This window comes from Paraburkholderia sp. EG286B (genome assembly GCF_040965655.1).
Lineage (GTDB): Bacteria > Pseudomonadota > Gammaproteobacteria > Burkholderiales > Burkholderiaceae > Paraburkholderia.
This window is the reverse complement of sequence record NZ_JBFRCF010000006.1, coordinates 207,325-226,865: the sequence shown is the minus strand read 5'-3', so window position 1 is coordinate 226,865 and position 19,541 is coordinate 207,325. Positions and strand designations below refer to the sequence as shown.

The window sequence follows — 19,541 nt, the reverse complement described above, 5'->3', positions numbered from 1 at the left end:
CGGGACGTGACCGATCAATGAAACGCAATGCACCTATTCGACATAGGTGCATCAGACATATCACATACTAAACGTCAGTCTATTGGACGCGGAATTCTCGCACGAAGCTTGCGTTCTCCACACCCATGGAATATCGAGGCATTCCACTATTCGAAAAGCAATTAATGGATTTCGAATATTGCTTTAGCCGCATTGCCGCGCGCCAATGCCGACATTGTGCAACTCACAGGAGACGAATAGCAACAATACGGTGATCTGACAAGCACTGTCGTCCGCACCGAAAGTCAGCACACTAATCCACCATTGAATCCGCGGATAAAGACAAACGAATGAAGATATCGTGCGGCGCGCGTCTTACGCGCCGCGGCCCTGATCGAGAAATTCGCCGGCGCGCACCTTGAGCATGGCGCCGAAGTCGTCGAGCCAGCCAATGGAAAGCCGCCAGCTCTGCCAGTACAGTTCGACGTCGAGCGCGCGGCCGGGCGTGAGTTCGACGAGTTCGCCGCGCGCGAGATGCGGCGCGATCATGCGCTCGGGGCACATGCCCCAGCCCAGACCGTTCAGGCAGCAGCGCAGAAACCCGGCCACGTGGGGAATCCAGTGCAGCGGCGCGTCGATCTGCGCGCGCGTGATACGGCGAATGAAGCGCTTTTGCAGTTGATCCTTGGGGTTGAACTCGACGCACGGCGCGTGGCGCAGCGTGTCGCGCGTCACCCCTTGCGCGAAATGCCGCTCGAAGAACGCCGGCGAGCACACCGCGAGGTAGCGCATGCGTCCGAGGCGCGTCGAGCGGCAGCCCTGCACGGGCTCGGCCTGCGTCGTGACGGCGCCCTGCACGCTGCCGTCGCGCATGCGTTGCGCGGTGTGATCCTGGTCGTCGATCACGAGGTCGAGCAGAACGCCGCGTTCGACGCAGAAGCCCGCCACGGCGTCGATGAACCAGGTGCCCACGCTGTCGTCGTTGACGGCCACGCGCAGTGTCGGCCGCGCCGCCCCCAGCGCGCTCGTGAAGGTCGGCATCGCCCCGCCCAGCTCCGCCTCGAGCAACTGCACGCGCTCCGTGTGACGGCACAGCAGCGCGCCGGAAGCCGTCGCGACGCAAGGCTGGCCGCGCTTCACGAGCACGGTGCCCACGCGCTCCTCCAGCAGCTTCACGCGCTGCGAAACCGCCGACGGCGTGACGTTGAGCGCGCCCGCGGCGCGATCGAACGAACCATGCCGCACGACGGCGGCAAGCGCATCGAGCAAGGCATAGTCGAGCATTAGCGTTCCTTAATCCGGTTAATGAAAATGAGCTTTTCTTATGCGGCTCCTGGCGGCAGACTAGCGCCATTCCCTGTCGATGTCCAATGACCGCAGGCGCCGCGCCCCGCGCCGCCCGCGGCGCCTACTTTCTCCGCAACCGTCATGAACTGGCTCGCTTTCACTCACGGCGCGGCGCTCTGCGCCTCGCTCATCGTCACGATCGGCGCACAAAATGCGTTCGTGCTGCGTCAGGGCATCCTGCGCTCGCACGTCGGCAAGATCGTCCTGCTCTGCGCACTGTCCGACTTCGTGCTGATCGGCGCGGGGGTGGGCGGCGCCTCGGCGCTCGTCGAGCGCTATCCGACCTTCGTGCACATCGTGCTGTACGTGGGCCTCGCCTGGCTCGTGTGGTTCGGCATCGGCGCACTGCGTCGTGCGGTGCGCCCGTCGCACGCAGTGCTGGAGAGCCAGGCCGCGGCGGATGCGCCCGAGCAACGCGCCTGGCCGATCATCCTCATGACGCTCGCGTTCACCTGGCTCAATCCGCACGTGTATCTCGACACCTTCCTGCTGATCGGCACGGCCGGCGCGCGCGAACCGCAGGGCAGCCGCCTCGCCTTCGCGATCGGCGCGATGTCCGTGAGCGCAGTGTGGTTCGTCGCGCTCGGCTACGGTGCGCGCGTGCTCGCGCCGCTGTTCCGGCGTGCGGGTGCATGGCGCGTGCTCGACGGCGCCATCGGCGGCATGGTCCTGTTGATCGCCTTCGCGCAATTGCGCTGAAGTCCGCGAAAGCGCCGAGCGCGCGTTACGCGTTCGCCGCGTTTTCCATACGACCCGCTACTGCGCCGCGCCCCGCGCCTTCTGCTGCTGCAGCAGGCCCTCGACGAGCTCCGGCGACATGTAGTGCGGGCCGTCGAAGAGATACACGCGATAACCGTGATACGCCTCGAGCTGCGGCGCCAGCTCGGCGGCCGTGGCCGCGCGAAAGCCGCCGCCCTGTTTGGGCCGGAACGCCTCCGCGATGATGCGCACGCGCTTGTGGCCCAGATGCGCGGAGAGCGCATCCGCATATTCGCGCGCTGCCGCCGGGCCGCGCGCATAGACGCCGCAGCCGTCCTGCAGCAACACGCCGACATCGCGCGGCAGCCAGGAGTCGAGCCATTTCGCGAGCGCTTCGCCGCCGAGGTTGCTGGTGTCGTACACGCTGATCCACAGCGGATGCGGCAGCTTCTTCAGTAGCGGCGCCATGCGTGGCGCGTCGGTCCAGGTGGGATCGACTTCGACCGGAAAATACCAGCCTGTGATGTGCACCGGCGGGCGCACGGCCGCGAGCTTGAGCGAACGATCGACGAGCGTTTCGAGGTTCTCGCGCGCCTTCTTCTCGTCCGAATAGCCCGCGAGGCCGACGATCACGCCGCGCGCCCACGGTTCGCTGGCAATGCGCACCCAGTCGGGCACGCGCGGCGCGGGAATGCCCGCGCCCGCCATGAACGCGACGTCGTCCACGGCGATCCATTGCACCAGCAGCTCGTTGACGCCCAACCGGTCCCAGTCGCCGCGCAAGTCGAGATGGTCGTTGTCGGGCTGCCAGACGATGCCTTGCGCGAGCGCATCCGCGTGTGCGGGCACCTGCAGCGTGCATCCGGCGGCAGCGAGCGCGCACAGCGCCGCGCATGCGAGGCGCGCGTAGCGCGGCCGCGCACGCAAGCGCGTTCGGCTGCCCGCCTCTGCCTCGTCCGCGATGCCTCGAGCCTTTCTGCGCACCATCATCAGGTTTCCTCAATAAGAGAGCACGGCACCGAAGAACACGCCGCCCGCCCGGTCGTCGCCCGTGATGCGCCAGCGGTACTGCACCGTCACGTCGACGTAGGAGCGCGGCGCGTCGTAGAAGCTGTCGCGGAACCAGTAGCGCGTCGAGACGCCCACGCCCATGCCGACCGGCGCGCTGCGGTTGATGCTCGAATCGTAGTCCACGCCGGCCACCGCGTACGGAAAGACCGTGAGCCTCGGGCTGATGGTGTCGAGCCGCCAGGTACGGCCCGCCTCGATATAGCCCGTGCCGTAGTTCCAGCCGTTGCTCACGTAATGGCCGATTTCGCCATAGTCCTGCACCGTCCACCACGAAGGCACGTCGAGCCGTCGCTCGGTGCCGATGCCGCCCGAGTAGGCGAGGCGCAGCAGCCAGTCGGAAGGCGCGCGCGAGCCGATGGGGATGAGCCGCTCGAACGCCACCACCGCGTTGATCGACTCGAACGGCTTGGCGCGCGCGCCGATCGCGCCGAGCGCCGTGGAGATGCCGCTCGGCGCGTCGCCCTTTGCGCCGACGTCCTGATAGACGCGCGCGTAGACCTCGAAGTTGCGGTCGCCGAGCGAGCCGAACGGCCGCCAGTATCCTTCGACGCCCATCTGCCAGTTGTTGTACGAGCCGGGCACTTCGCCGGTCGAGACGCCGGGCTGCAGGCCTGCGCCGCGATAGTTGACCGAGGCGATCGCGCCCCAGTCGCGCGTGACGTCGGCGTGGGCGTTGCGCAGGTCTTGCAGCTGCACCAGCGTGGCCGGGGCCACGCCCGGCGGCGGCGAGGTACCGTAATCGATCGCGTGTTTGAAATAGCTTGCGGCCAGCGCGTCGAACGTCGCGCGGTACGCGCTGTAGCCGGCATCGCCAGTGGCCTGCTCAGGCAACTGGCCGGCTTCGTCGGCCTGCGCGAAGTACGTGGACGCGCGCCGGTCGTCACCCGCGCGCTGCGCGACGTACGCGGCGGAAAGCGGCGGCAGCGCGTCGAGCAGGCCCGCCTCAAGCATCGCGCGCGCTTCGCGCGTCGCGCCTTCGGTATCGCCCGCGGCCGTGAGCGCGTCGATCAGTTCGAGCCGATGCTGCGGATTGCGCGGGTCTGCGGCGACGGCCCGGCGCTGCGCGTCGAGCGCGGCCGCCTGATCGCCGCGCTGCGCAGCGACGATTGCCGCGCGCCGGTACGCAAAGCCGGGATCGGCCGCGTAGACGTCGCAGGCGCTGCCGTACTGGTCCACCGTGCAGTCGAGCACCGGGCGCGCCGCCGCGGCCACCCGCTCACCGGGCGTAGCCGGCGAGGTCGGCGCGGCGGCCTGCGCGAGCGCCGCGCGCGCGTAGTACCGGCGCATCGCGATCAGCGCGTTGGTGTCGTCGCCGACGGGCGGCAGCGTGGCAAGCAAGTCGAGCGCGCGCTGCGGCTGCCCTTCGGCCGTCCACACATCGGCGATGATCGCGTGCGCCACGCGCTCGTCGCGCAGCGAGGCGCCTTCGCTCAGCAGCGCCTGCGCGAAATCCTCATCGGCCTGCGCCGACCTGCCCTGCGCTGCACGTGCATAGCCGCGCAACACGTACGGCATCAGCGTCGGCGTGGCACCCGATGCAATCGCCTCGCCCGCCGCCGCTTCGAGGCCCGCCATGTCGTTCTGTTCGAGCAGCATCTCGCACAGCAGCAGCCGGTTGCCCAGTTCCAGCGGCGCGTAGCCGATCGCCTCGTGCATGAGCGCGACAGCCTGCGCGGTGTCGCTGCGCGTGCGCGCCGCCTGGGCCGCCTGCACCGCCGCGGGCGCGAGCCGCGCGCCGATCTGCGTGCGGCGCTCGCGCAGCGCCTCGCTGTCGCCGAAACGCCGCTGCGCGTCCTGCGCAGCCTGCCAGGCTTCGCGGTCGTGGCCGCCCGCCGCGGCGGCGTCGATGGCGAGCAGCCGCAGACGCAAGATGTCGGGCCGCAATGCGATGACGGCATTCGCCTCCCGCCACGCGGCGTCGTATTGCTTCGCCCCGTATGACTTGTAGGCATCCTGAGCAAGCTGCCATGCGCGGCCGGTCAGATGGTCGGGCGGACCGGAACCCGGCGGCGGCGCGGCGCGCGCCGTGCGGCCGCCAGCGGTTGGCGCGCCCGGCCGCGCCAGCGCCGCCACCTGCGCATCGACCTCGCGCCGCCGGGCCGTGAGCGCCGCGTCGGGACCGACCTGCGCGATCGCGTCGGAGAGCGTGCGGCTCGCCTCGCGCCATTGCCCGCGCGCCGCCTGGGAGTCCGCGAGCAACAAGCGTAGCGTGGCGAGATCGGGCCGTTGCCGGATCGCCTCGCGCGCATAGCGCTCCGCCGCCGCGTAGTCGTGGCGCGCATAAGCGTCGTAGCCTTGCTGGGCGACGCGATAGGCCGCACCGCTCAACGGCAACGGCTGCGTACCCTGCGGCAACGCCTCGGCCTGAGCGCGCCCCGCGCCCGCGAGCGCCGCCCACAACGCGGCGAGCAGGAACACACGCGGCATCGCCGCACGACGCGGCACACCCCCACCCCAGCCGGATGAAGATCGCGTCGCCGGAAAACGCTTCGGAGTCCGTCTCATGACGCGGCTGCACCTTCGGCGCGCAGGCGTTCCTGCTCCGCGATCGCCGCAGCCAGCGCATCGCGTGTGATCACGCCCTGCTCCACCATGAAATCGCCGATCCGTCCGTGCTCGGCGGGCCGATAGCGTTGCAACGCGCCTTCAAATGCGGCGCGCTTGACCGCACCGCGTTCGATCAGCAGATCGCCCAGCAGCGGCACGCCCGGGGTAGCGGCGCCCTGCGCCTCGGCGTTCGCCTTCGCTTCATGCGCCTCGCGCACCTGCGCCGGCGGCACGCCGCGCAACAGGCGCAAGCCGTCCGCCACCTCGCCCTCGCGCACGATGCGTTGCACGATCGGCAACGCGCATTGGGCCTGCAATTCAGCGAGCGCCGCCTCCGCGAGCGGGCTCGCGCACAGCAGCACTTCGTGCCCCTTGCCGTCGTCGCCTTGCGGCAGCACGCGGTAACGGACCGCAAATTCGATCGGCAGATCGCTCGCGTAACGCGTGAGCCGTTCGCGATCGAGCCGGCCGCGCGGCAGGTCCGCCTGGAACGCGATGGCCTCCGCGAGCGTTTCCTCGTCGAGCCAGCCCTGCGCCATCAGCACGCGCCCGAGCGGCGCTTCCTGCGCGTGCTCCTGGGCCAGCGCCTGCTCCAGCTCCTTCGGGCCGATCGCCTGCCACGAAAGCAACAGTTCGCCGAGGCGTTGCCGGCGGTCCGTGAAGCCGTCCGACGAGGGGAAGTCGTGCATGGTCTTGTCCCACACGAGCCGCTTGCCGGTAACCAGATACGCGAGATACATCTTCCACGCGCGCGAGACCGCCATGAAGTTCACGAAGTTGCCGATCACCATGCGCGGCACCGACAGCACGCCATGCTCCCAGCCGTAGAGCCGCGAGACGAAGTAGACGCGCTGGATCACGCGCAGCAGCAGCGCGACACCGTTGGCCCACAGCACGATGGTAAGAAAGCGCGAGCCCGCGAACGGCGAGGCGACCAGTTCCGGCCGAATGCCGAGAAACTCGGCGTACGCGAAGAGCAGGAACTGCGCGAGCAGCACGTAGGCAATGATGCCGACGAACGCCGTCACGATGCCCTTGCGGTCGCGCGCGAGCAGATACCGGTTGGCGATCGTGCCGACCCAGCCCGTCTGCTCCCAGCCTTGCAGGCCGATGCCGAGCGTCCAGCGCGCGCGCTGACGGTAAGCGGTCCGAAACGTATCGGGAAAGAACTCGCGCACGCACAGCGGCATGGTCAGCGTGACGTCGCGCTCGGGCCCGAAGCCGAACCACGACTTGCGCCGCGTGGCGAACTCCACGGGAAAGCGCGCAAAAATCGAATGCATGCCCATGCGGCCGAGGCGCTCGCCCACGTCGTAGTCTTCGGTCAGCGTCTCCGTGTTGAAGGGCTGGTTCTGCGTTTCCTCCGCGAGCCCGGCCAGCGCGCGGCGCGAGAAGCACGTGCCCACGCCGGCCGACGGCACCGTGCCGGCCAGGCTCTCGCGCACCACGAGATCCTTCGCATGCCATTCGGCGAACTCGTCCATATAGGTGCCCGCGACGAGTTCGTACCATTCGCGCTCGAGCGACGCCACCGGCAACTGGATCATGTCCTTGCGCGGCAACAGGTAGTTGAAGAAGCGCAACTCGAGCGGATGCAGCACGTCCTCGCTGTCGTGCAGGATCACGCCCGCGAATTCGATGCCGGTTTCCTTCTCCATGCGAAAGATCGCCTGCACGATCCAGTTCAGGCAATCGGCCTTGCAGGTGGGGCCGTCGTGCGGCACCTCCACGCGGTGGAGCTGCTTGTAGCGCCGCCGCATGCGCTCGACCTCGGCAATCGTCGCCGCGTCGTTCTGGTAGGTGCCGGCGAACACGACATAGTTCTTGTAGTCGAGCACGCGCACGAGGTCGGTGACCATCGAGGCGATCACATCCTCCTCGCGCCACGCGGGCACCATGATCGCCAGCGGCTGCTGCTCGCGCGTGTAGAGCTGCTCGGCGCGCAACGGCTCGTAGCGGCGCTCGATCGTGTAGTGGCGGATGATGCGGCGGACCCAGTACCACGCATCGATAAAGAGATCGTCGATGCTCGACAGCAGGATCACCACCGCCACCACCGCGGCGAGATACTCCATGCCCTCGTAGTAACGGCCGGCAAAATAGTTGAGCCACCAGTCGATGGCGTTCGCGCTCACGATCCGCTCTGCTTGTTGTCCGGGTTTTCGGCGCTCTCCTGCGCCGCGCGCGCCGCGGCGGCGGCCGCCGTCCTCGCCCGCGCCCGCTTGCGCGCGAAGCCCGCGGCGAGCAGCAGCAGCACCATCACTGCGATGGCAATGCTCGGCACGCCCCAGCCCGCCCAGTGACGCGTGAGCCACGCGCGCTGATCGTCCGTCGGCGGCACGCCGCCGGGATACTGCGTGTCGAAGGTCTTGAGCACGCCGCTCGCATCGACGATCGCCACGTCGCCCTGCTGCAACTGCATGCCGGGCGGCAGAACCGGCGCTTCGCCCACGCTGCGGTAGACGATGCCAGGCGTCGTGCCCGAGCGCACCACCTGGATCAGGCCGAGATTCGCGAGACCCGACATGTCGACGAGCATCGAGCCGCCGCGCCCCTTGAGTGTGAGGCGGCCGTTTGCAAAGCTCGCGTGGCCCGCCTCGCTGTCGAGCGCGACATCGGCGGCGAGGAACGCAGCTTTCGGCTGCGCGCTCTGGCCGTTCGGCACCACCCGGAGCGTCGCGCGCGTGGGCCCCACGCCCGCCGCGTTGGCGAGCCGCGCCACGCGCGGCAGCGTCGTTACCGGGTCGGCCAGATAGGCGTCGGGCACGAGCACATTCGCCGTGCGCGAAAAACGCGCCACCATGCCCGTGAAGTTCTCGCCGAGCGGTCCCTTGCCGATGACCAGATGGCTGCCCGGCAGCACGGCCGCGGGATAGCCCTGCTCGCGCGGGCGGCAGCCGCCCGCCGGCTGACGCTGGAACAGCACGCGCAGCGCATTGGTGGTGCCGAGCGCATACACGGGGATGTCCGCGCTCACACGTTGCGCGTGGCCGTCGGTGTCGAGCAGGTGCGAGCCGATCAGCACGCCGTTGAAGAAGATCGACGCCGTCTGGCCGTTGCGGTCCGCCGCGGGCGCGGCAGCGAGATCGAGCACCACGCGGCGCGGAATCCGCCCATCGCCCGAGACGGCCGCGAGATCGAAATTGGCCTCCCATGCCGCGCTCGTCAGCACCTCTAACGTTCGCGGCGTTCCGCCGATCAGCGAAAGCGCGATCCGGTCGCTCGAACCCCCTGCGCTCAGGTTCGGCGAAGCGGCCAGTTCGTGCACGACGAGCCGGCGCGACACGTCGATGCCGCTCCACGTGCGCGAAAGCGCGCTCACGCCGGTGTCGTCGCCGACCACCACGGTAGGCAGGCCCCCCAGATGCGCGAGGCGCAATTCGCCCTTCTCGAACGGCGCGGCAAGTGCGCCGCCGGAATGCGTGCGCCACGCGTCGAAGGCGCTCGCGGCGTCGGCGGAAACCGCCAGCACTTCGCCGCGCAATGCATCGAGCGCCGCGCCCGCTTGCGCGCGCAGCGCGTCGTCGGCGACCACGACGTTGGGCGCGAAGGCGCCCGCCGGCGCGAGCGCGATGAGTGCACCGAGTTCCGCCGGATTGGCGATCTTGTGCGAACCGCCCGCTGCCAGCGCAGCAAAAGCGGGCACCGCCTGCAACGCGGCCGGCACCTGCACGGTGCCGGGATTCACGGTGTCGCCCACCGCGGGCATGCGCGTCGTGACGGGCGTGGCGCCGCCGCGCATCAACAGGGCTTCGAGCCGCCACGCCACGTCGTAAGCCGCGCCATCGAGCTTGCCGCCGCTCACGAGCACCACGGGTTTCGCAGGCAGCGCGCTCCACGCGGTGCGCACGTCGTTCACGGCCGACGTGTCGAACTGATACGTGAGGCGCGTGGTGGGCGCGACCTTCCAGACGTTGCCGATCGCCGTCTGGTCCGTGCAGACGTTTTCGTTGAGCACCGACGACCATTGCAGCCCCACGCGCACGAAGCCCGAAGGGCGCGGCCCGCCATCCACGCCGATGCTGAGCGAGCCGTCGCCCTGCGCGTCGGTGACGTTGCGCGCCTGCACGGGCGAGCCGTCGAGCGAGAGCAGGAAGGTCGTGCGCCCGCCGTTGCCGCGCAGATAGTTCGCGTCGAGCTGCAGCGTCGCGTTGCTGATCGGCAAGCCCGCGGGCACCGGCAGATAGAGTTCCTGAGTCGCATCGGGGGCGCGCAGCACGACCGGATCGCGCACGCCGAGATCGGCCAGCGACACGGTTCGCGATTCCACGCGCCCGGCTCCAAGCTGTGCGAACGCACCGGCCAGGTCGCCAGGCGCCGCATATGCACAGTGCCCCAGCACCGCGAGAAACGCTGCGGCCACATAGACGCAAACCGGCGCGCCCACGCCCTTGCGCCCCGCTGCGCGCCCCTGCCCGATCGGATCGAATCTCACGTGTGATGCCTCATGGTGTCGGCGCGGCGGCACATCCGCCGCGTGGCGGTCCTTGCCATCCCGCCTTTGGAATGCACTGATTGCCTGGCACTGCGATGCAACTGATGCGTCGGCATCGAACCGCCGTCAAGGCGCCGCGTCGGCCTCGTCCGCCTCGCCGGGCTCCGGCCGCATGGCGACCACCGGATGCCGGTAGCCTGGCAACTCGCGACTCGGGAACGGCTCGAACGGCTGGCCGGTGAGCGCCGCGACGATGCGCTCCGAAGCGTGCCCGTCGCCGTACGGATTGACTCGCCGCGCGTAGGCGCGCCGCTAGTCCTCGTTCTCGACGAGTTCGAGCACCGCGCGCACGATCGCCGTCCGGTCGGTGCCGATGAGCTTCACGGTGCCCGCGGCGAGCGCTTCGGGGCGCTCCGTCACGTCGCGCATGACGAGCACCGGCTTGCCGAGCGCGGGCGCCTCCTCCTGCACCCCGCCCGAATCGGTCAGCACGATCGCCGCGCGCTGCATGAGGCGCACGAACTCGGGGTAGTCGAGCGGATCGGTGAGATGAACGTTGGGCGCGTTGCCGAGCGTGGCGAGCACGGGGCCGCGCACGTTGGGATTCAGATGCACGGGATAGACGATCTGCATCTTGCCGGAATGCGCCAGCGTGGCGAGCGCCGCGCAGATATGCTCGAAGCCCTCGCCGAAACTCTCGCGCCGATGGCCGGTAACGAGCAGCAACGGGCGGCCGGTGTCGGCGGGTTCGAGAAACGGAAACTGCGCGTCGAGGCGCTCGCGCAACGCCGCGTCGTTGTCGAGCCGCTCGCACATGAGGTGCAGCGCATCGATCACGGTATTGCCCGTCACGACCACGCGCCCCGCCAACGCCTCCGCTTCGAGGTTCGCCTGCGAGCTAGCGGTCGGCGCGAAGAGCAGATCGCTCACGACGTCCACCACACGCCGGTTCATTTCCTCGGGCCACGGCTCGAACAGATTGCCGGTGCGCAGCCCGGCCTCCACGTGCCCGACCGGTATGCGCCGATGAAAGGCGGCAATGGCGCCCGCCATGCTCGTCAGGGTGTCGCCGTGCACGAGCACGCGCTCGGGCTGCTCGGCGGCGAGCACATCGTCGAGCCCGGCGAACAGGCGCCCGGCGAGTCCGTTGAGCGTCTGGTTCGCGGTCATCGCGCCGAGGTTGTGCGCGGGCACGATGCCGAACAGGTCGAGGACCTGCTGCAGCATGGTCTGATGCTGCCCCGTCACGCAGACGACCGACTGCACGCCGGGTTGCGCTTCGAGACATTTGACGAGCGGCGCCATCTTGATGGCTTCGGGCCGCGTACCGAATATCGACAGGATGCGCACAGGCAGGTTTCCGGTTAGCTGGAGTGTCCAGGCGCCGCGGCGTTGCCCGCATGCGACGCCCCCTTGACCGACTGTCTTCATGCCGTTGCCGCCGGCCCCCGTTGCTGCGCCGCCGCCTGATTCAGGGCGACGCAGCAGGGGGCCAGCCAGCAGTACTCTACCTGCTTAATTAGACCATTGCGCGCATTCGTGCCGCGCAGCAATGTTCGGGCACGACCGTTCGCACCGCGAATGTTGCGTTCGTTCAGCGAATCGATATGGACCGGGTCATTATTGCGTCGAACGAGACGGATTGAATATTGAAGCCGCATGCGGCGTGCATGCGCGACGTATGAGCGTTAGCTAACGATTCAATGGAGCGCCGTGCTCGTCGCGCGTTGCGCCGGTTCGAAGTAAGCTCTTGCGACGACGGCAGTCTCTTATGCATCCCGGCGACCGCGAAAACATCGCGTGCGTTAGCCACCAGCAAAAGAACAGCGAGATGGACGACCTGATCCTTGACGCCTTCGATGCGTCGCAATTCATTCCCGGCTTCAGCGCGCCCGCGTTGCCCGTCGAGCGTCCAGACCGCGAGACGCTCGACGCCGCCGAGCGCAACACGCGCCATTGGACGAGCCGTGTCACCGGTGCGCTCACGCCCGGCTCCGACGTGCATCGCGACGAGATGTGCCGCATGTTCCGCGAGACCTTCAATCCTTACCGGCCCTCGGTACTCGACTGGCCGCAGCTCGAACCCGCGGCGCTCAAGCGCATTACCGACCTGCCCATCTGGGACATTGCCGTGCAAACGGAAGGCCGCGCGCGCCTGCGCATGGCCGCCTATGCCGCCTCGCTCGACGACGCCGTGATGCGCGATGCGCTCGCACTCAACGCGTGGGAGGAGAACCGCCACAAGGAAGTGCTCTCGCGCATGGTGGCGGCGTACGGCATCAAGCTCGCGAGCGAGCCGCCCTACGTGTATCCCAAGGACGCCGAATGGGCCTACCTCGTGACGGGCTACAGCGAATGCGTCGACAGCTTCTTCGCGTTCGGCCTCTTCGAAGTGGCGCATCGCTCGGGCCTCTTTCCGCCCGAACTGATCGACACGTTCGAGCCCGTCATGCAGGAAGAATGCCGCCATATCCTGCTGTTCGCGAACTGGGTGGCCTGGCATCGCGCCCGGCTCAACTGGTGGCAGCGCATTCGCTTCGAGCTGAAGGTGGCCGGCGTCTGGGCGTTTCTGGCGTGGGAACGCGTCGGCCTCGCGCGCGCCATGGATGCCGAGGGCAACGAACACCGGCACGACAACAACTTCACGATGAACGGCGCGCAGCAGGTGACGGACGTCGACATCAGCGTGCCGGAACTCATGCACCTGTGTCTCGCCGAAAACGAGCGGCGCTTTGCGGGCTACGACAAGCGTCTGCTGCGGCCCGAAACCATGCCGCGGCTCGTGCGCTTCGCACTGCGCTTCGTGCGCGACAAGAAGAACTGACACTCCCCTCTCGCTTCCATGCGCGCCGCTTCGTTCGAACGGACGATTGCGGCGCGCGCTGCTTTCATGCGACGCTTCGCGCCCATGCAGGTTGCGCGGCGCCGCTTTAGCGCGCTCGAAGCACGCCTTCCACAAAGCTGAATTCCGCGCAGCTCACGCGTCTGTCACAGTGACGAAGGTCTTCGTCAGCGACGAAAGCATTGCCCCTATCGAGGAGAAAGAGCTTGAAAATTCTGGTGCCCGTCAAGCGCGTGGTCGATTACAACGTGAAGGTTCGAGTGAAGTCGGACGGCACGGGGGTGGATATCGCCAACGTGAAGTTCTCGATGAACCCGTTCGATGAAATTGCCGTTGAAGAAGCGGTGCGTCTGAAGGAAGCCGGCGTGGCGACCGAGGTGATCGCCGTTTCGTGCGGTGTTGCGCAGGCCCAGGAAACGCTGCGCACGGCCCTCGCTATCGGTGCGGATCGCGCCGTGCTGGTCGAGTCGAACGACGATCTGCAGCCGCTGGCAGTGGCGAAGCTTTTGAAAGCGCTGGTCGACAAGGAACAGCCGCAACTGGTCATTCTCGGCAAGCAGGCCATCGACGACGATTCGAACCAGACCGGGCAGATGCTCGCTGCGCTGGCGAACCTGCCGCAAGCGACGTTCGCTTCGAAGGTGGTCGTAGCAGACGGCAAGGCCACGGTTTCGCGCGAAGTGGACGGTGGCGCGGAAACGCTGTCGCTCAAGCTGCCTGCTGTTGTGACGACGGACCTGCGCCTGAACGAGCCGCGCTACGTCACGCTGCCGAACATCATGAAGGCGAAGAAGAAGCCTTTGGAGACGATCCAGCCGTCGGATCTGGGTGTCGACGTCGCGCCCCGCCTTAAAACGCTGAAAGTTGCCGAGCCGCCGAAGCGTTCGTCAGGCGTGAAGGTGCCGGACGTAGCCGCGCTGATCGAGAAGCTGAAAACCGAAGCCAAGGTGCTGTAAGGGGAGCGAAACAAGATGACGAATCTGGTGAATCTGGTAATAGCCGAACACGACAATCAGTCGATCAAGGCCGCGACGCTGAACACGGTCGCCGCAGCGCGGAAGATTGGTGGAGACGTGCATGTGCTGATCGCAGGCCACGATGCGCAAGCCGCTGCCGACACAGCCGCGAAAATCGTAGGCGTTACGAAGGTGCTGCTGGCCGACGCGCCGCAACTCGAGCAGGGCCTCGCGGAGAACGTCGAAGCGACGGTCCTCAATATCGCAAAGGACTACTCACACATCCTGGCTCCGGCAACCGCTGCGGGCAAGAACGTCACCCCGCGTATCGCGGCGAAGCTCGACGTCGCCCAGATCAGCGACATCACCGCGGTGCACAGTGCCGACACGTTCGAGCGTCCGGTCTACGCGGGCAATGCGATCGCGACGGTGCAATCGGCCGATCCGGTCAAGGTCATCACCGTGCGCACGACGGCGTTCGATGCGGTTGCGGCCGAAGGCGGCAACGCAGCGGTCGAGAAGATCGAAGCCGCAGCGGACAGCGGACTCTCACAGTTCGTGAGCCGTGAAGTCACGAAGCTCGACCGTCCGGAACTCACGAGCGCGAAGATCATCGTTTCGGGTGGCCGGGGTCTCGGCAGCGGCGAGAACTACACGAAGGTGCTGGAGCCGCTCGCGGACAAGCTCAACGCAGCCCTGGGCGCCTCGCGCGCAGCCGTCGACGCTGGCTACGTCCCGAACGACTATCAGGTCGGCCAGACCGGCAAGATCGTCGCGCCGCAGCTGTACGTGGCAGTGGGCATCTCGGGTGCGATCCAGCATCTGGCCGGCATGAAGGACTCGAAGGTCATCGTCGCGATCAACAAGGACGAGGAAGCGCCAATCTTCAGCGTGGCCGATTACGGCCTCGTGGGCGACCTGTTCACGGTCGTGCCGGAACTCGCTGGCGCTATTAGCTAATACGGTTCCCTGGCGAGCCGCAAACAAGAAAGGCGCCTTTGTGAAAACAAAGGCGCCTTCTTTATCGACTGCATCGCGGCAACTTCAACGACAGCGGCCAGCGTTCAAACACCCAGAATCCGCCGCGCCTTGAGGATAACCGGCATGTCGACCATCTTGCCGTCGAGCGCCACCGCCGCCCCGCCACTCGCCTGCACCGCATCGAGCACGCGCTGCGCCCATGCGCGCTCCGTCTCGCTCCATGCGTACGCGCGATGCACGGGCTCGATCTGCTTCGGGTGTATGCACAGCTTGCCGCCGTAGCCGAAGCGCCGCCCGCGGCGCGCTTCACGCTCGAGCCCGTCGGCATCGTCGAAGACGGTCGAAACGCCGTCCACGGGCGCCCCAATGCCCGCAAGCCGCGAGGCCAGCACGATCTGCGAACGGAACGCGTCGAGTTCCTCGCCGTCGCCGTCGATGCCCATATCCACCTGAAAGTCGAGCGTACCGAACGCCACGCGCAGCACGCCTTGCGCGCCACACAGCGCATTCAGGCCCGCAATGCCGCGCGCCGTTTCCACGATCGGCAACACCTGCAGCGTGCCGTGCGCGCCCGAGCGCACCGCCGCGACCTGCTCCGCGCTTTCCGCCTTCGGCAACATGACGCCCGCCACGCCCGCATGTCCGGCGAGCGCGGCGGCGTCATCGGCGAACCAGGGCGTGTCGGTACCGTTCACGCGCACCCACACGGGGCGCGCGGCGTCCAGCGCCGCAAGCACGGCGTCGCGCGCCGCGCCCTTTTCCCCCGGCGCAACCGCATCTTCCAGATCGAGGATCACGGCATCCGACCCTGCGCCGCGCGCCTTCTCGAAGCGCTCGGGCCGGTTGCCCGGCACGAAGAGATACGAGCGGGAAAGCGCGGCGCTCATACGCTCGCCCCTTCGCCGAACAGCGTGCTCACGCGCGGCGCTTCGGCGATGCCCCACGCCGCGTCGAGCAGGCGCTGCGCATCGCTCTCGCTCGCGGCGCCCGAGAATGCCGCGAGCCGCACGAACTTCGCGCCGATCTCTTCGCGCGAAAGCGTGTTGCCCGGGTCGCCCTTCGGTTCGTCCACGCGGCCTTGCAACGTGCGGCCGTCGCGCGTCGTCACGCTGACCTTGCCGATCCAGCGGACGGGATATGCGCGATCCACTTCTTCGTCCAGCGCCATCGTCACGCGTTCGCGAAACGCGGCGATATCGGCCGCAGAGTAGTCGCGCTCGAACTCGTTCACGCCCGCATAGCCGCGCCAGGCGACCAGTCCGAGCACGGTCCCCATGTTGAATTTCGCCTGGTGAACGGTGCTCGGTACCACCACGCTGCCGAGCACGTCGATGGCGCCTTGATGCACATGCGCCGTCACGCTCGCGATATCGTCGGGATTCAGACGGTGCGCTTCGATCACGGACAGCAGCGCGTCGGCGGCCGGATGCGTGTGACGGCACGCGGCGTGATACTTGAACGACGTTTCGACCGTGGCCCACCGCTCGCCCAGGCGATCGACCAGCTTTGCGGGATCGGCGTCGCTCGACATGCCCGCCGCCATGCCCTGTGCGCCTTCGAGAATGCGTTGCGCGCCGCGAAAACCGTCCGCCGCGAGCTGGGCGGCCATCAGGCCGTTCGCCGCCGCCATGGCCGTGTGCAGTTGCTTCGAATCGGCCGCATCGCGCAGGAACTCCCACAAGCCGCTCGCCTGCGTGCCCGCCGATCCGAACGCGTCGAGCATCTGCTCGGGCGTGAGCTTGAGCAGACGGCCCGCGGCGGCCGCAGCCGCGATCGTGCCGACCGTGCCCGTGGTGTGAAATATCTTGTAGTGCGAACGCCCCATAAATTCGCCGACGCGGATGCCCACTTCGTAGCCCGCCACCGAGGCCGCGATGAACTCCTGCCCCGAGACGCCCAGCGCCTGCGCGAGCGCGAGCGTCACCGGAAACACGACGGTGGCCGGATGCAGCACCGAGCCGTTGTGCACGTCGTCCTGCTCGACGAAATGCGAAGCCGCGCCGTTGGTCATGGCGGCGAAATACGCCGTCGTGCGTGTGCGGTCGATGATGACATCGCACGGTCCCTGCGTTTCGGGCGCGCCGCGCGCGGCGCGTGCGAAACGCGCAATCGTCTCGACCGGACGCGCGCCCTTGCCGCCCAGCGCCGAGCCGAGCCAGTCCACGTAGAGATTGACAGTGCGCTCGACCACGTGAGTCGGGATCGAATCGAAGCGCAGTTGCGAGGCGAACGCCGCGAGTGCGCGGCTGGGATGATCTGTCATGGCAGCGTAGTTCAGTGAAGTCGGTTTGCGAGGCGCGAGGCGCGTTCAGATGGCGCCGGCTTTGCGCAGCGCGCCGATGCGCGCCGCGTCATAGCCAAGCTCACGCAGGATTGATTCGGTATGCTGACCGAGCGCCGGCACCGCATCCATACGCGCATCGAATGCGGATGGCGCGCCCGGCGGCAACAAGGCTGGCACGATCCCCGCCGAGGTCTGCACATCGCGCCAGCGCTCGCGCGCCTGCAATTGCGGATGCGCCCACACGTCGGCCATGGTATTCATCTGGGCGTTGGCAATGCCGGCGCGCTCGAGCCGCTCGATGACCTGCGCCGCGGTCAGCTTCGAAAACGCCTCGACGATCAGCTCGCGCAGTTCCGCACGGCGCGCGGAACGCTGGGAGTTCGCGGCAAAGCGTTCATCGGTGGCGAGTTCCGGTTGCAACACCACGTGCTCGCAAAAGAGCTTCCATTCGCGATCGTTCTGCAGGCCGAGCATCACCGACTTGCCGTCGCCCGCGGGAAACGGCCCGTACGGGTAGATCGTCGCGTGCGACGCGCCCGCGAGCGGCGGCGGCGTTTGTCCGTCGATCGCGTAGTAGAGCGGATAACCCATCCACTCCACCATGCTCTCCAGCATGGAAACGTCGATGCGGCAGCCGCGCCCGGTGCGACCGCGCATCAGCAACGCGCTCAGGATGTTCGAGTAGGCATACATGCCTGCGGCGATGTCGGCGATCGAGCAGCCCGCCTTCGCGGGCTCGCCGGGCGACCCCGTGATCGAAAGAAAGCCCGATTCGCTCTGGATCAGCAGGTCGTAGGCCTTGCGCTCGCGGTAAGGACCGTCGTCGCCATAGCCGGAGATGTCGCACACGATCAGCTTCGGGCAGCGCTCGCTCAGCGCCTCGTAGCTCAGCCCAAGCCGCGCCGCAGCGCCCGGCGCGAGATTCTGCACGAGCACGTCGGCGTCCGCGAGCAGCGCGTCGAGGATTGGCGCGGCCTCCTTGTGCTTGACGTCGAGCGAGAGGCTTTCCTTCGAGCGGTTCGTCCACACGAAGTGCGATGCGAGTCCATGCACGCGCTCGTCATAGCCGCGAGCGAAGTCCCCGACACCAGGCCGTTCGATCTTGATCACGCGCGCGCCGAGATCGGCAAGCTGACGCGTGCAGAAGGGCGCGGCGATCGCGTGTTCGAGCGTGACGACGTTGATGCCGTCGAGTGGTCTCATGGCGCGCGCCTCCGGTCAGAACGAACGCGGCAGGCCGAGCACATGCTCCGCCACGTACGAGAGGATCAGGTTGGTCGAGATCGGCGCGACCTGGTAGAGGCGCGTCTCGCGGAACTTGCGCTCCACATCGTACTCGCAGGCGAAGCCAAAACCGCCGTGGAATTGCAGGCAGGCATTCGCGGCTTCCCACGACGCGTCGGCGGCCAGCAGCTTCGCCATGTTGGCCTGCGCGCCGCAGGCCTCGTGCGCGTCGAAGCGGCGTGCGGCCTCGAAGCGCATCAGACTCGCGGCTTCGACGTTGACGAACGCGCGCGCGATGGGGAACTGCACGCCCTGGTTCTGGCCGATCGGCCGCCCGAACACGATGCGCTCTTTCGCGTAGGCGCTCACCTTGTCGATGAACCAGTAGCCGTCGCCGATACATTCGGCCGCGATCAGCGTGCGCTCGGCGTTCAGGCCATCGAGGATGTACTTGAAACCCATCCCCTCCTCGCCGATCAGGTTTTCGGCCGGAATTTCGAGGTTATCGAAGAAGAGTTCGTTGGTCTCGTGATTGACCATGTTGAGAATCGGCTGCACCGTGAGGCCGTTGCCGATCGCCTCGCGCAAGTCCACCACGAGAATCGACATGCCTTCGGACTTCTTCTTCACGTCGGCAAGCGGCGTGGTGCGTGCAAGCAGAATCATGAGGTCCGAATGCTGCACACGCGAGATCCACACCTTTTGCCCGTTGATCACGTAGCGGTCGCCCTTGCGTACCGCCGTGGTCTTGATCCTGGTGGTATCGGTGCCCGTGGTGGGTTCGGTCACGCCCATCGATTGCAGGCGCAGTTCGCCGCTCGCGATCTTCGGCAGGTACTTGCGCTTCTGCTCGGCCGAGCCGTGGCGCAGCAGCGTGCCCATGTTGTACATCTGGCCGTGGCAAACGCCCGAGTTGCCGCCGGAGCGGTTGATCTCTTCCATGATGACCGAAGCCTCGGTCAGGCCCAGACCCGATCCACCGTACTCCTGAGGAATCAACGCAGCGAGCCAGCCGGCTTTCGTGAGCGCATCGACGAATGCCTCGGGATAGCCGCGCGCCTCGTCGATCTTGCGGAAATATTCACCGGAGAACTGCTGACACAGATCGCGCACGGCTTCGCGGATGTCCTGAAACGAATCTTGTTGCGTGGTTTGCATGATCGATATGAATTCGCT

13 protein-coding genes and 1 pseudogene are annotated in these 19,541 nt (G+C 67.5%); 4 read left to right on the top strand and 10 right to left on the bottom strand.

The window, feature by feature from the left end:
- Nucleotides 1-354 precede the first annotated feature (354 nt).
- Nucleotides 355-1,263, bottom strand: coding sequence for a LysR family transcriptional regulator ArgP (locus AB4Y42_RS15175; protein WP_342925092.1), 909 nt, complete (start codon nucleotides 1,261-1,263; stop codon nucleotides 355-357).
- A 144-nt stretch (nucleotides 1,264-1,407) separates the two neighbouring features.
- Here AB4Y42_RS15175 and AB4Y42_RS15170 point away from each other — a divergent pair, with 144 nt between their 5' ends.
- Nucleotides 1,408-2,025 carry a LysE/ArgO family amino acid transporter gene (locus AB4Y42_RS15170; protein ID WP_342925091.1) on the top strand — a complete coding sequence of 206 codons (618 nt, stop codon included), beginning with the start codon at nucleotides 1,408-1,410 and terminating at the stop codon, nucleotides 2,023-2,025.
- A gap of 57 nt (nucleotides 2,026-2,082) precedes the next feature.
- Here AB4Y42_RS15170 and AB4Y42_RS15165 read toward each other — a convergent pair whose 3' ends face one another.
- The 5 genes and pseudogenes from AB4Y42_RS15165 to wecB form a co-directional block, all read right to left on the bottom strand.
- A complete protein-coding gene (locus AB4Y42_RS15165) occupies nucleotides 2,083-3,015 on the bottom strand; it encodes a hypothetical protein (RefSeq protein ID WP_368694634.1) in 933 nt (310 codons plus the stop codon).
- Between the two features lie 9 nt (nucleotides 3,016-3,024).
- Complete coding sequence (locus AB4Y42_RS15160) at nucleotides 3,025-5,601, bottom strand: tetratricopeptide repeat protein (protein ID WP_368694633.1); 2,577 nt, start codon at nucleotides 5,599-5,601, stop codon at nucleotides 3,025-3,027.
- On the bottom strand, nucleotides 5,598-7,778 hold the full coding sequence (locus AB4Y42_RS15155) for a glycosyl transferase family protein (protein WP_368694632.1): 2,181 nt from the start codon (nucleotides 7,776-7,778) through the stop codon (nucleotides 5,598-5,600). Before AB4Y42_RS15155 ends, AB4Y42_RS15160 begins: the two co-directional genes overlap by 4 nt.
- The gene (locus AB4Y42_RS15150) at nucleotides 7,775-10,078 is read right to left on the bottom strand and encodes a cellulose synthase (protein WP_368694631.1); all 2,304 of its coding nucleotides are present in this window, start codon (nucleotides 10,076-10,078) and stop codon (nucleotides 7,775-7,777) included. Before AB4Y42_RS15150 ends, AB4Y42_RS15155 begins: the two co-directional genes overlap by 4 nt.
- Nucleotides 10,079-10,204: 126 nt before the next feature.
- Nucleotides 10,205-11,428 (bottom strand): annotated as a pseudogene (wecB, locus tag AB4Y42_RS15145) (non-hydrolyzing UDP-N-acetylglucosamine 2-epimerase).
- Between the two features lie 481 nt (nucleotides 11,429-11,909).
- Between wecB and AB4Y42_RS15140 the strand changes: the two are divergent.
- The 3 genes from AB4Y42_RS15140 to AB4Y42_RS15130 all read left to right on the top strand — a co-directional run bounded on the left by AB4Y42_RS15140 (nucleotide 11,910) and on the right by AB4Y42_RS15130 (nucleotide 14,836).
- A complete protein-coding gene (locus AB4Y42_RS15140) occupies nucleotides 11,910-12,902 on the top strand; it encodes a ferritin-like domain-containing protein (RefSeq protein WP_368686519.1) in 993 nt (330 codons plus the stop codon).
- Between the two features lie 224 nt (nucleotides 12,903-13,126).
- Nucleotides 13,127-13,876: an electron transfer flavoprotein subunit beta/FixA family protein gene (locus AB4Y42_RS15135; RefSeq protein ID WP_368686520.1), complete on the top strand. Its 750-nt coding sequence runs from the start codon at nucleotides 13,127-13,129 to the stop codon at nucleotides 13,874-13,876.
- Between the two features lie 24 nt (nucleotides 13,877-13,900).
- Nucleotides 13,901-14,836, top strand: coding sequence for an electron transfer flavoprotein subunit alpha/FixB family protein (locus AB4Y42_RS15130; protein ID WP_368694744.1), 936 nt, complete (start codon nucleotides 13,901-13,903; stop codon nucleotides 14,834-14,836).
- Nucleotides 14,837-14,940: 104 nt separating this feature from the next.
- On the opposite strand, the gene AB4Y42_RS15125 is transcribed toward AB4Y42_RS15130, so the two are convergent.
- Genes AB4Y42_RS15125 through AB4Y42_RS15110 form a run of 4 tightly spaced genes read right to left on the bottom strand, consistent with a single transcriptional unit; the run spans nucleotide 14,941 to nucleotide 19,523 of the window.
- Nucleotides 14,941-15,744 (bottom strand): CoA ester lyase, encoded by an 804-nt coding sequence (locus AB4Y42_RS15125; protein ID WP_368694630.1) that lies wholly within the window; start codon nucleotides 15,742-15,744, stop codon nucleotides 14,941-14,943.
- Nucleotides 15,741-17,120 (bottom strand): MmgE/PrpD family protein, encoded by a 1,380-nt coding sequence (locus AB4Y42_RS15120; RefSeq protein WP_368694629.1) that lies wholly within the window; start codon nucleotides 17,118-17,120, stop codon nucleotides 15,741-15,743. Before AB4Y42_RS15120 ends, AB4Y42_RS15125 begins: the two co-directional genes overlap by 4 nt.
- A 45-nt stretch (nucleotides 17,121-17,165) precedes the next feature.
- Nucleotides 17,166-18,344, bottom strand: coding sequence for a CaiB/BaiF CoA transferase family protein (locus AB4Y42_RS15115; RefSeq protein WP_368694628.1), 1,179 nt, complete (start codon nucleotides 18,342-18,344; stop codon nucleotides 17,166-17,168).
- A gap of 15 nt (nucleotides 18,345-18,359) precedes the next feature.
- Nucleotides 18,360-19,523, bottom strand: coding sequence for an acyl-CoA dehydrogenase family protein (locus AB4Y42_RS15110; protein ID WP_368694627.1), 1,164 nt, complete (start codon nucleotides 19,521-19,523; stop codon nucleotides 18,360-18,362).
- Nucleotides 19,524-19,541: the final 18 nt, after the last annotated feature.